Origin of the sequence: Bacillus sp. AFS012607, from assembly GCF_002558005.1 — a bacterium.
Lineage (GTDB): Bacteria > Bacillota > Bacilli > Bacillales > Bacillaceae_G > Bacillus_A > Bacillus_A thuringiensis_S.
The window spans coordinates 367,974-379,398 of sequence record NZ_NTVM01000006.1 but is presented as its reverse complement, the minus strand read 5'-3'; the positions used below and the strand labels follow the sequence as shown (position 1 = coordinate 379,398).

The window sequence follows — 11,425 nt, the reverse complement described above, 5'->3', positions numbered from 1 at the left end:
TCTTATACAAACTATTTTCACTTCTATTTTTCCTAATAACGCTGCCCCTTTAAGCATAGAATGTAAAAAGTGAATTTTTAATACCTCGTATAAATAATATACCTTTTTTTCAAATGGTCAATATTTTCTTATTTATAAATCAAAGGTGAAATAAAAATAGCACAACGATATGTACTTCGTGTGAACTTCCTTATAATTACGTATAACAAACATTTAATATATTGCATATAAGTATAATACCTCTTAAATTATAAGGATTTCAACTTCATAACCTCAACATCTACAAGAAATTATTAAAAATGAAAAGTGAGGAGTTGCGTAATGATGAAGCTATCTCCCGTGATTTCAAAAAATATAGTTGCTGTTGGCTACAATCCTTTTTCTATGATTTTGCGAATCCAATTAAAGAATGGTATGTACGATTTCTTTAATGTACCAGAAAGTATCTATACTGGCCTATTACATGCACAATCTAAAAGTTATTATCATAAAACTTACATTAAAAATTCTTTCCGCCACACAAAAATTTAAACTTAACACCCACTAAAAAAAGGAGGTTAATCCTCCTTTTTTTAAAAAATATTTTACAGATAAATTACCTTCGATTCCTCTTATTAATTTCATCATATGCTTGAATTTGTTTTTTCAAACGCCGATCAGCTTTTTTATCATGCACTACAAGAATTGCATGTATAACTCCTGGAACCCAAAATATTAGTGTTAATATGAAATTTATTATTGCCTGAATTGGTTTTCCACAAAATAATACAGCAACAGGCGGAAGAAAAATTGCTAATAAATACATCATCCCTTGAAAACTCCTTATTTTGTATTTTATATATCACTTTTCAAAATATACGCAAAGAAACCTACTACTATTTTAATCTTAACTTGCCTCTAAAATCAATGTCTCTCCTTCTACTTATATAAGTATTTCAGACTTTTCATTGTTTGCTAGCCTATTTTCTTCCTCTATTGCAGTTACTCCAATTGCAGAAATTAACGTTCCAAGCGCTTGTATCCAAATACCAATGAGTGCAATTATTCTCTCATCCTTCTTATCAAAAATACTATCTTCATTTTCTCTCTCATCTTTCAATAAATTTGAAACGCCTTGATACGCTTGTAATCCAGCTCCTAAACTTTGCATGGAGTTACCTAGTATAATAATTTTCTGTAGTACATTTATATCCATCAAAGCTGCTTCTACTCCTAAAAAAGCACCGATTGATTGTAAACTGTTCCCTATAATAATAAGAAAATCATTTTCTTTCAATTGTTCATTTATATTAAAATATGTTCCTATTACATTTGATATATTCCCTAATGCTAATAACTCAATTCCTATTTTATCAAGTAATTTACTTTGATTCTCTAAGCCTATATTTTGATTTTCTCTTTTTTCTTCCCCGTCATCATACTTGCTCGCAATGATTTGTAATATATACCCGAGGGCTTGTAATGAGCTCCCTACAATAACAAGGTCCGATTCAACTTTCTCTTCTCCAATAAATCCTCTTGTCGTCCCAATAGCAGCTGTAAGGTTCCCTCCCACTTGAAACCATGCCCCTGTCACTTTTAAACCGCGTGGATTCATTTTTATCACCTATTTAAATATTTTCTAAAGCTTTCAAAACAAACAAATCTCACCCTTAATCGTTTATTTTATTTTTCATATGTGATTTTGTGAATGATATAATGTACTACCAATATAAAAAAGCACCTTAAAGGTGCTTTTTTATATGCATGCTGGACATGTCAACGAATCTCCATTTTTATCTATTGTTATATTCAATATATATTGAATTGCTTTATGTGACCAAGTTTCAGGTGTAGGTGATTCATTTATATATTGTGGAGCACATGACTTCAGCATTGGAGTACTAATACTCCCTCCAGGATCTAAAGCAACTACAGCCATGCCATAGGGTAATTCCAGGGCCATAGATTTAGTGATACCTTCAATAGCAAATTTCGAGGCACAATATGGCGCAAGCTCAGCCTCACCTTCTCTTCCCCAACTAGAACTCATATTAATGATAATCCCTTCTTTCCTAACTACCATTGCTGGAACAAACGCTCTTATTACATTTACTACACCATTCACGTTTACATTCATTACATTTTCAAATTCTTGAGCCGTAATTTTCCAAAGTTGTGCATTTTGATTTACAATCGATGCATTATTTATTATCAGATTGGGAGCCTTATGTCTATTAAGTATATAATTTGCCCAATTGTTAACTTGCTGAGAATCTGAAATATCAATTACTTGGAAATCATGTATTTTACTGTACTGTTTTTTTAGTTCTTCAATTTTATCTTTTGAGCGTCCACAACCATATATGTTCCACCCTAATTCATGAAATCGATCAACCATCGCACGTCCTAACCCTTGTGTCACACCTGTAATAATTACAGACTTACCAATTTCTTTTCTCTTCATTTCGCTCATCCTCCTTCCCTATATATTACTCTCTTCATTTTTATTCAGCCATTTACTATAGTATCAACTCAACTCATACTTTAGTAATAGTTTTGATATTGCATACATAAACAAAAAAAGTAACCATCATGGTTACTTTTTGCTACCTATCTAAAAATTTATTGTTTATTTCATTATTGTTTTTACATTTCAACTTCTCTTTTCCACATTTCTCACACTAGTAAATATAAACTACACCTAATGTACCTTTTTTTAAAATCCTCATTATCCTGCATCTTAATAAAAATATATTTATGTTTACAATGCGATTCACCCAAATAATTTTTAAACCACTTTTTCAACACAACACATTCCACCTTTATGATAGAACCTTTATTTAGCTGCCTTATGACATACTTTTATTTAAATGTTCAATCTCATATTGCAATTTTTTAAATTGCTCAAAATGCATGGTAATAGATTGACTACTACCATAATCAACATTTTGTTTCACTAATATAACACCCGTATCATGAAAAAGCGCTTCAAGTTCTTTCCTAATAGAAACTTTCGCAATATGAGCTGTTTTAATTGCAGATAAAATTGCAATTTCATTAAACTTTAATTTTATTTCATTTGGACAAAATGCGTCTTCAACTAATATAACTTCATTACTATAAATTAGTGCAACAAGATTACTTGATTTGGCATCTGTTAAATCAACTTTTTTCATAATATCTTTCATTACATTTTGCCTCCTTTATTTTCATATATATTAATTATACAAATTTTTCAAAAAAATACTCAACTTTATTATATTAATTTTAACACACTTTTATTGAAATCCATGCTCCAAACGTTTTACTATCCCACAATTTTTATTGTATGAACCATCTGGACTATAACTCCATATAGTAATGTTAACAACTTATTATAAAGCAGGTGAAAATTATGCCATCAGTTGTAGGAAATTTAGTTGTACAAAATAGTAATGGTTCATTTAACTTAGGTGATTTCTACAACGTTTCTCCGAAAGAAAATACGAAAGCTTATAATGGCTCCGGCGCATCAAACGTTGGTTTTGTTGTTAATACTTTTAGCGGTGTTAGCGCGACCAATACATTTGATTCTGACCTTGCAGATCAAAACCAAGTGGGTACAGCCTAATCTTATGTTTAACTTTCTGTATAGAAAATTTTAATTTGTCTATACTATAATCAGGCTGTTTGACAGCTCTTGTTGATTTTGGAGTACCCTATCTTTTTCTCCCTTTCCCTGGGGCTCAGCAGCTAGCGCGAAGCTAGCTGCTTTTTCTTGTATTATTTATTTCATAAATCAGAAATAAAAGAAGCTGCCATTTAATATTCAGCTTCTTTTACGTTATTTCAATAATATCCATAGCGTTAAATACGTAAGTTTTATAAAAGGCGTCTGTACAAATTACAAATTGTTTTACCGGATTAATATGTACAACTGTCATGTAGCTTGTTAATATGTAGCCATCTTCAAAATATGTTACCAATATTTCTTTCTCAGACAGTAATGAATTTAATAATTTATCAGAAATTCTCTCTTTTGCTTCATTTGTTAAAAGCGGTTTTTGTACTTTTAATTTCTCTCCAATAATCTTTCTCATATTTAAAAGTTGTTCGGATATTACTGTAAACGGAACCCACTCTCTTTCTTCTTTTTGTATCTTTACATCGTTCATTTTTTATCTCCTTGATCATTTATACATTTATTTAGTCATACTATCCCTTAGTTATTTTTAATACTCACTAAACTCGGATTTACTTCTAAATTATAATTAGGTTATCCCTCTAAGGAACATTAGTTCTTATTATACACGAACTTACGTTCTTTTGAGAAGAGCCATACTTATTATTTTTTAACAAAAAACACAATTTTATTTACCTCTATACTTTCTTTTTCCTTTATCAAATAAACTTCTCATTTCTTATGTAAAATGAAATACATATAACAACTAAAAAGCGACTTCACACAAAGTGAAATCGCCTTTTTCTAAAAAATATTTCAAATTTTATTTTTCTATCCTAACTAATGTTCTTTCTGGAATACATAATTCATCTATATTAAAATGATTTATTTTTAATTTCAATTCCCCTACTCATTCCTTACCTTCATCACCAACCCAACAACTAAATAATTCGAAATAGTCTCCATCTTCCAAATAGCCTTCCATAATCTTGCATAAAGTTAAAAGTTTTTCTTTCGCTTCTTTTTTCCTTTACGTTTTGCCACTCGACAAATTCAATTCCCCAACTAGTTGAAACCTCATATGTGAAATTTGTTTGGAATTGATACTCTTGTACAATTTCAAGCATACTTTCATCTGAAAAACACGGTCCAAAAACAATTACATCATTAGAATCTGGAACCGTTAACTGAATTTCTACATTACAGCCTATGTAACTAGCTAAACTCATTTTATACTCCTCCAATATTCGTATAAAAAATACTTCATAGTATATTTATTCATATATAAAATCCCTACCCAAACAAAAAAGTTTTAAATTTTTTCGTTTATTAACCATCTATAACTGAAAACATATACTATGATGAACGAACTCACAAAGCATAAGAAAAGAGAACATTTACAACACTCTCTTTTCTTACATACTCTATGAAACTTTGCAAAACTGAATCGGTGATTTTTATTATTATATTTTATTACATAGGTTGTACTATTATATGTAACTCTCTCTCTGTATCCGATTTTTTCGGATGACGAAAATAATTAAGTTCGTACTTTAACACTTTATACTTAACCATCCCTATTTTAATCCCTTTCGTTTCTTTTAATATTGCTAATAAATCACTTATATTTTCATCATATGACTCAAAAATTTTCGCGCCGCCCTCTCCCTGAAAGATTACTTTCATATATTCTCTCCACCTTAATTTATTGATATGGTAAATGACGCGTTTAAAGCGATTCATTCTTTATCCTAAAATTTTCATACTAAAAAGAACATCCTTTCCAATCGAATGCTCAGCTTTTTACTAATTATCCACGTTAAATATTTATTCAAAAACATTATATGTATTATTTTGTAAATTATGTTCGATACCCATTATTAAAGAGTAAATATATGTAACAAACTTGCATAATGAAAACCGTATCATATCTACTTCCATTGAAATAATTATAATTCCTTTAATTTAAACCCATAATTTCCCATTGTAATTCTTAATATTTAAATGTAATATTGTATTGTCTTACTATCTATTTATAACTCACACACTAATTAGAAAAGGGAACTCTATATGAGTTCCCTTTTCTAGTTATGATTACAGTCATTATTTCTTTTCTAGAAATTTAAATGTATCTTTAAATTCTTTATTATTCACTTTAATATTAGCATCTTTCAATAAATCATTGACTACTTGTTGTTTCCATTTACCTGTCGTATCTTCTAGTCTTTGTTGTTCTAAATCTTTACGAATTTTATCTTTTACTTCATCAAATGGCTTCAATTCTTTTTTATCCGTCACTTTAATAATATGGTAACCGTAAGTTGTTTTAACTGGATCACTTACTTGGCCTGCATCTAATTTATACGCAGCTTCCTCAAATTCTTTCACTGTTTGCCCAGGAGCAAAACCAGATATTTCCCCGCCCTGTTCCTTTGAACCAGTATCTTCTGAATACTGTTTTGCTAAGGCAGCAAAATCTTCACCATTATTTACTTTCTCCTTTATTTCTTTAGCCGTTTTTTCATCTTTCACTAAAATGTGACTTACTTTCATTTCTGGTTTATAGTTATCTTTCACATCTTTTTCTGTAACTGTTGCTTTGATTGCTTTCTCAAATGCAATTTCTGGCTTCATTTTTTCTTTTAATTCATCTTCATTTTTCAATCCAAGTTGTTCTAAAGTCGATTTAAAGTTCTCACCCATTTTATCTTTTGCTTCTTCTACTTTCTTTTTTGCTTCCTCATCTGAAACTTTATATTTATCTAGCAATGCCTTACTTAACATCATTTGATATAAAGTACTTTCTCCATATTGTTGTCGTAATTCTTTACTTAATTCTTTCTCTGTAACATTTCCTACTTTTGATGTTACTACGTTGTCTGAGGAACCACATGCAGATAATGCTAGCATCAAGCATGAAATAATCGTTCCAATAAATATCTTTTTCTTTTTCAATTCAAATACCTCACTTTTATCATTATGCAAATTAACTATACACAGTCATTGTGAAAACAGTGTGTTTTCTACATGTAATTCATTTCATATGAGTAGACTATGCATCATGTATTTTCATTTTTAAATATAAAGAGTTTTCTTACTNNAGTAAGAAAACTCTTTATATGCTCCAAAAAAATATAACTTCTATAGTTACTTAATAATTACATGTTCTTCAGGTATCCAACTATTCTGCCCGATATCTACCGCATTTCCCACTCTATCCCACACTCGAAAAGATGTCGATCCATCTATATTTCCTTTATAATTCATACATTCAGGCTCTTCATAATAATTTACTCTGTAGCCGACAGGATATTTCGAAGTTGCATAAAACCATTTCACCTTAAAATGTTTTAAATATGCCCACTGCTTATCGTTCCCTAAACAAATCATATCTTGCTCACCGCCTCCCCAATAACCTGTTAAGATTAAATATGGAATTTTCTGAGTGAGTGCACCTGTAAATTGAGGATTCATAGGGTTCTCATATAAATTTATTCCGTATCCATCAGGATATTTCGAAACTGCAATACCAATGCCATTCGGTTGCTGTGTATACACTATGTTAGGTTGATTTGCTTTGTTCGAATCTATAAACCAAGAAAGTGACTTATTTCCTACTAATCGATTCAGATCACATTTCCCAACCCCAGGAACATTCCCTGAATCCGTATATTGCCAAATATCACATGGATATGCTGGCTTATTCCCTCCATAACGAGGGATCCATACGAAATCAGCTTCAATATTACGTGCTCCAAATGATAAATACATGTGATGCCCTACATATAATCCTACTTTTTCCGCACCTAAACGGCGTAATTCATCAATAAATGCCTGTGTCCCGCCTTGCATATCTGCCATCGTTTGAACTTCTACGTCCGCCACCCAAAACTTAGCTGATTGATCACCACGATTCCAAAAATCTTGTGCCTCTTTCTTTGCATCAGCAATAGATATAAAACGGCAAAAAGCATAATTACCGAATGGGATACTATACTTTTTCATTTCACTAACATAATTTTGATACATAAAATCCACCGTATTAGAGCCATCTTGAACTCTAACTATCACTAAATCTAGCTGAGATGCTGCAATATCCCAATTGATAGTTCCATTCCATTTTGAAATATCTACAATATAACCCATACATTCCAGCTCCTTTTTAATGTCTTATTCATAGCTTGTTTTATTGTAAGCCTTATCTCTCTAAAACTAGCTATCTATAATATAAATAAAAAGAATCGTTACTGTTTTTCAAAATATATTCTCTTTCAGAAATATTTCTATTAGCTTTAACATGTATGTCACAAAAAATATTATCATATTCGAAATATACCTTACTATTTGTTATGTAGTCTCATCCTATCAATTTAGGTATTGATCATTTTTACGGATATTAGAAAAAATCCTCCTATAATATTAACTTAAAACTTCCAGTATCAATTCCCTTTCAGTTAATAAAAATCATTCCTCATTTTCTATATATTCTTAAATCAAAATTACTATCTTTCCATGAAATATGAGATTTAGAAAAATTTTAATTAATTGAAAATTATTCCTGTTAACCTACAATTGTCCAACCTGAACACTATTGGTGCATAAAAAAGACATTTTCTATTACTGAAAATGTCTTTTTATAGTCTAATAAAACAATTTTGGTGTTAAATCTTTATTTTGTAATTGTGTATTTTCACTGTTCATAACACAACTTGTAGAAAATAATATTGGGCTATCACAAACCTCATCATTCATTACATCACGAAATACATTGGCAGCAACACCTGTAAACGTTTGACATAAGTTAGAAATATCGTCATTGAAAAACTGAATGACTTCCGCAGTGAACACCGGAAAGACAACATTCGGTCCGCCAGGGAACTGAGGCTGTACCACAACTTGTTCAAAATAAGGATTGTTTTCTAGTGCTACTTGAAATAAATGAGCTATTTCAAATGCATCTAGTGGACAAGGAAATGGATTTACAATTTCATTCTCATTATTCGTTACAATAACTGTCACACTTACATTCCCAAATTGTACAAAAGATTTTAAAAACGTTGCTAACGCTCTCGCTTTTTCATTACTTAACGCATGCACTAAAATAATATAATTACCACCAACAGGAATAAGTGGCCCAACTGTAACAGTTGGATCAGCACCTATTGAATTTTTTAATTCATTAAAATATGTGATCCACGGTGGCGAAAGCTGAGCTTGTACATTTTCTTCCACTATTTTATACTACCTCCTTATACAATTCTTACTAACATGATATGTAACAAATTAAAAAATGTATTAGTTATATTAACTATTTTCGTATTTATTGATTATATTAATTAAACATTTTATTTCGCATTCTCAATTTCCCTTTTACATCTTTAAGCACTTTTACTACTATGAAATTCTTTATTATAAGCAAATCCACTGAAATTTCATATTATACTAATACGACTCTATATCCATTAAATTATAATACTCAATATTAGGAGCTGATTTCATGGAAAAAAAGCCTATCGTGTTCAAAATCCCACCAAATTCAAAGCTAAAAGTTACATTTTTCGGTCCTTGTAACGAAGTAATTACAAATGTGTCTATTATTAATCAACTATGCACCCCAAAATGTCAAACTATCACGCAATATCCAGACTTTAAGAAATATGTAACTGAAGTACGATCGTTATCCCGTTGTTAGTCCGCATAATGCACGATTTTCACAACTTTGTTACCTAAAATAACTGAGAAAGAAAATGACTGCATTCCTAGACTAAAATTACTCATTTTATGATATTCCATTGATAATTCATTGATTTTTTACACGTTTTTATTAAAAGGACATATATTATCGTATGGAGATTATCCACTCATAAAACCTATCTTTCTTTGGAGCGTACTTATTATGTATGCTCTTTTTTTATGTAACCGTCCCCTTCTAAATTGACCAACAATATATTAAAATTCTTTATGTACTCAAGGAGGTCAAATATGTTCAAGCTGCATCCAATACTACTCATCTTAGGATTGATTTTGTTTTTATATAGTGTAATCGCCTTTATGTTATTCTTTTCAGTGTACTAGCATTCCCTACACAAATTTATGTTCAATATGTAATTTCTATATAGTAAAGAAAAAACGTAATGATGCGATCTTTTATGTATTTCGTCTTTCTTGTTCTATAAAAAAACTAGTAAACTTACTAACACTGAGTTTTCACAAGCATGTTACTTATTTACATATTATTTTTTTCATTATCTGAATAAGGTTAAAGCCTCTACAAATTAAACTACACTTTTACCTGTTTACTTATATATTTTAGAAAAACAATAATAATCCCCCACCATTTGGTAAGGGGATTAACTAAACCTACTAAAAAACATTTAATGATCTGTTTTATTTAATTGGAGAAGGAAATCTTGCCGCTTCAAAGTGAACCGTATTTAAACCATTAACATTTTGTACAATTACGCCCGCAATACTACTTTCTGCAAAAACTTCAACTGAATCTCCTGCTTCTAATTGAAGAATAGTAGTTACTGAAACATCATTATTAAAAAATACTCCTGTTCCAAAGAAATCATTATCTATCGCTATTGCTAGATTTCCATTTACACGAATTTCTACTCTAGCTCTGTAATTCACATTAAAATCATTTGGAGAAAATGTTATATTTCCTAATACACTATATACCCCTCTAGTTTTCGGAGTGAAAATGGATGTTACTGGATTATATTCATTCGCTAGATCAAATTGTTCATTTTGAAATAATACTTTAACAGGAGTATTTGCTAGAACAGGTTGATTAACTGTATTCACAGCTCTAAATGCCGATGCCCTTACAAACTCCTCTTTCTTATCATCACAACACTTCACCTTTACATACTTCCTATCACATTTACTACTTTTTCTATAACAATCATGACTTTCCTTTTTGTAATCTTTACAATACTTACAGTAATAATAAGACATAGTTAGTCCCCCTTTACACTTATTTTTATATAGTATGCTATATAGATTAGAATAGCTTGGACGACCTGTTACTATTTTTAATAGAGTAAAAAACCCTCACCATTTCGGTGAGGATTTACCTTTAAGCTTCTGTAAACTCAATGTTTAATGACTTTATTTAATCGGAGAAGGAAATCTTGCTACTTCAAAATGTGCACCATCTTCTAAAGGACTTAAAACTCCATCTATACTACTTTGTGCATAAACCTCAACTTCATCCCCTGCATTCAATTGAACAATCGTCGAAACACTTACTACATTTCCAAAACTTATTGGACCAAAAAAGTCATTATCTATAGCTATCGCTGCGTTTCCATTCACACGAATTTCTACACGCGCTCTATAATTTAAAGTTGGATCGTTTGGAAAGAAACCAATCGTTCCAATAATAGAATATACTCCTTTAGTCTTCGGCATAAAAATAGATGTTGCTGGATTATACTCATTCGCTAAATCAAATTGTTCATTTTGAAATAACACTTTCACAAAAGTATTAGCAGGAACATTTTGATTCACAGTATTTCTAGCTCTAAATGCCGATGCTCTAACAAGATTGTCCTTGTTATCATGGCACTTACTAGTGTTCTTACAACAATCATGGTGCTTCTTTTTATACTCCTTACAATACTTACAGTAGTAATAACAAGACATACTAATTCCCCTTTCAAACTTATTACTACATATTATGTAAGATTGATTTATAAGGTTTGGACTAGCTATTTTTATTGTTCATAAGGGCGCTATTAACCTGCACCCTTATTTATATACACCACTTCATTC

General features: G+C 30.4%; 14 protein-coding genes and 2 pseudogenes. 3 read left to right on the top strand and 13 right to left on the bottom strand.

From position 1 onward, the window contains the following. Nucleotides 1–321: 321 nt before the first annotated feature. On the top strand, nucleotides 322–531 hold the full coding sequence (locus CN409_RS06650) for a KTSC domain-containing protein (RefSeq protein ID WP_000977080.1): 210 nt from the start codon (nucleotides 322–324) through the stop codon (nucleotides 529–531). A 64-nt stretch (nucleotides 532–595) separates the two neighbouring features. On the opposite strand, the gene CN409_RS06645 is transcribed toward CN409_RS06650, so the two are convergent. From CN409_RS06645 to CN409_RS06625, 5 genes and pseudogenes are all read right to left on the bottom strand, one after another. Continuing rightward, on the bottom strand, nucleotides 596–808 hold the full coding sequence (locus CN409_RS06645) for a YqaE/Pmp3 family membrane protein (RefSeq protein ID WP_000990219.1): 213 nt from the start codon (nucleotides 806–808) through the stop codon (nucleotides 596–598). 114 nt (nucleotides 809–922) lie between these two features. Then, entirely contained in the window at nucleotides 923–1,597 is a 675-nt protein-coding gene (locus CN409_RS06640; RefSeq protein ID WP_001069566.1) for a DUF6944 family repetitive protein, read from the bottom strand. Between the two features lie 141 nt (nucleotides 1,598–1,738). Continuing rightward, nucleotides 1,739–2,446, bottom strand: a complete 708-nt coding sequence (locus CN409_RS06635; protein WP_000823053.1) for an SDR family oxidoreductase — start codon at nucleotides 2,444–2,446, stop codon at nucleotides 1,739–1,741. Nucleotides 2,447–2,588: 142 nt separating this feature from the next. Then, nucleotides 2,589–2,790, bottom strand: a pseudogene (locus tag CN409_RS06630) (hypothetical protein). Between the two features lie 41 nt (nucleotides 2,791–2,831). After that, the gene (locus CN409_RS06625) at nucleotides 2,832–3,170 is read right to left on the bottom strand and encodes a hypothetical protein (protein ID WP_000651908.1); all 339 of its coding nucleotides are present in this window, start codon (nucleotides 3,168–3,170) and stop codon (nucleotides 2,832–2,834) included. A gap of 206 nt (nucleotides 3,171–3,376) precedes the next feature. On the opposite strand from CN409_RS06625, the gene gerPF reads away from it, so the two are divergent. Beyond that, entirely contained in the window at nucleotides 3,377–3,592 is a 216-nt protein-coding gene (gene gerPF, locus CN409_RS06620) for a spore germination protein GerPF (RefSeq protein WP_001141569.1), read from the top strand. A 208-nt stretch (nucleotides 3,593–3,800) separates the two neighbouring features. On the opposite strand, the gene CN409_RS06615 is transcribed toward gerPF, so the two are convergent. The 6 genes and pseudogenes from CN409_RS06615 to CN409_RS06590 all read right to left on the bottom strand — a co-directional run bounded on the left by CN409_RS06615 (nucleotide 3,801) and on the right by CN409_RS06590 (nucleotide 8,875). Next, nucleotides 3,801–4,136, bottom strand: coding sequence for a YolD-like family protein (locus tag CN409_RS06615; RefSeq protein ID WP_081143251.1), 336 nt, complete (start codon nucleotides 4,134–4,136; stop codon nucleotides 3,801–3,803). A 330-nt stretch (nucleotides 4,137–4,466) separates the two neighbouring features. Next, a pseudogene (locus tag CN409_RS06610) lies at nucleotides 4,467–4,872 on the bottom strand (hypothetical protein). Nucleotides 4,873–5,116: 244 nt separating this feature from the next. Next, nucleotides 5,117–5,329 (bottom strand): hypothetical protein, encoded by a 213-nt coding sequence (locus CN409_RS06605; protein ID WP_000864274.1) that lies wholly within the window; start codon nucleotides 5,327–5,329, stop codon nucleotides 5,117–5,119. A 417-nt stretch (nucleotides 5,330–5,746) separates the two neighbouring features. Next, entirely contained in the window at nucleotides 5,747–6,598 is an 852-nt protein-coding gene (locus tag CN409_RS06600; protein WP_000727339.1) for a peptidylprolyl isomerase PrsA, read from the bottom strand. A gap of 192 nt (nucleotides 6,599–6,790) precedes the next feature. Further along, nucleotides 6,791–7,789 carry a glycoside hydrolase family 25 protein gene (locus tag CN409_RS06595; RefSeq protein WP_086391019.1) on the bottom strand — a complete coding sequence of 333 codons (999 nt, stop codon included), beginning with the start codon at nucleotides 7,787–7,789 and terminating at the stop codon, nucleotides 6,791–6,793. 495 nt (nucleotides 7,790–8,284) lie between these two features. Then, on the bottom strand, nucleotides 8,285–8,875 hold the full coding sequence (locus CN409_RS06590; RefSeq protein ID WP_000392278.1) for a hypothetical protein: 591 nt from the start codon (nucleotides 8,873–8,875) through the stop codon (nucleotides 8,285–8,287). A 265-nt stretch (nucleotides 8,876–9,140) separates the two neighbouring features. Here CN409_RS06590 and CN409_RS06585 point away from each other — a divergent pair, with 265 nt between their 5' ends. Next, on the top strand, nucleotides 9,141–9,335 hold the full coding sequence (locus CN409_RS06585) for a hypothetical protein (RefSeq protein WP_000412557.1): 195 nt from the start codon (nucleotides 9,141–9,143) through the stop codon (nucleotides 9,333–9,335). A gap of 695 nt (nucleotides 9,336–10,030) precedes the next feature. On the opposite strand, the gene CN409_RS06580 is transcribed toward CN409_RS06585, so the two are convergent. Together CN409_RS06580 and CN409_RS06575 are read right to left on the bottom strand one after the other, a co-directional pair. Continuing rightward, nucleotides 10,031–10,606 carry a complement C1q domain-containing protein gene (locus tag CN409_RS06580; protein WP_086391020.1) on the bottom strand — a complete coding sequence of 192 codons (576 nt, stop codon included), beginning with the start codon at nucleotides 10,604–10,606 and terminating at the stop codon, nucleotides 10,031–10,033. Nucleotides 10,607–10,759: 153 nt separating this feature from the next. Then, nucleotides 10,760–11,296: a C1q-like domain-containing protein gene (locus CN409_RS06575; RefSeq protein WP_002162813.1), complete on the bottom strand. Its 537-nt coding sequence runs from the start codon at nucleotides 11,294–11,296 to the stop codon at nucleotides 10,760–10,762. Nucleotides 11,297–11,425 lie beyond the last annotated feature (129 nt).

Bases quoted from the DNA above. Each gene is read 5' to 3' on its own strand.
- CN409_RS06650 (WP_000977080.1), top strand. From the start codon at position 322: ATGATGAAGCTATCTCCCGTGATTTCAAAAAATATAGTTGCTGTTGGC.
- CN409_RS06645 (WP_000990219.1), bottom strand. From the start codon at position 808: ATGATGTATTTATTAGCAATTTTTCTTCCGCCTGTTGCTGTATTATTT.
- CN409_RS06640 (WP_001069566.1), bottom strand. From the start codon at position 1,597: ATGAATCCACGCGGTTTAAAAGTGACAGGGGCATGGTTTCAAGTGGGA.
- CN409_RS06635 (WP_000823053.1), bottom strand. From the start codon at position 2,446: ATGAAGAGAAAAGAAATTGGTAAGTCTGTAATTATTACAGGTGTGACA.
- CN409_RS06625 (WP_000651908.1), bottom strand. From the start codon at position 3,170: ATGAAAGATATTATGAAAAAAGTTGATTTAACAGATGCCAAATCAAGT.
- gerPF (WP_001141569.1), top strand. From the start codon at position 3,377: ATGCCATCAGTTGTAGGAAATTTAGTTGTACAAAATAGTAATGGTTCA.
- CN409_RS06615 (WP_081143251.1), bottom strand. From the start codon at position 4,136: ATGAACGATGTAAAGATACAAAAAGAAGAAAGAGAGTGGGTTCCGTTT.
- CN409_RS06605 (WP_000864274.1), bottom strand. From the start codon at position 5,329: ATGAAAGTAATCTTTCAGGGAGAGGGCGGCGCGAAAATTTTTGAGTCA.
- CN409_RS06595 (WP_086391019.1), bottom strand. From the start codon at position 7,789: ATGGGTTATATTGTAGATATTTCAAAATGGAATGGAACTATCAATTGG.
- CN409_RS06585 (WP_000412557.1), top strand. From the start codon at position 9,141: ATGGAAAAAAAGCCTATCGTGTTCAAAATCCCACCAAATTCAAAGCTA.
- CN409_RS06580 (WP_086391020.1), bottom strand. From the start codon at position 10,606: ATGTCTTATTATTACTGTAAGTATTGTAAAGATTACAAAAAGGAAAGT.
- CN409_RS06575 (WP_002162813.1), bottom strand. From the start codon at position 11,296: ATGTCTTGTTATTACTACTGTAAGTATTGTAAGGAGTATAAAAAGAAG.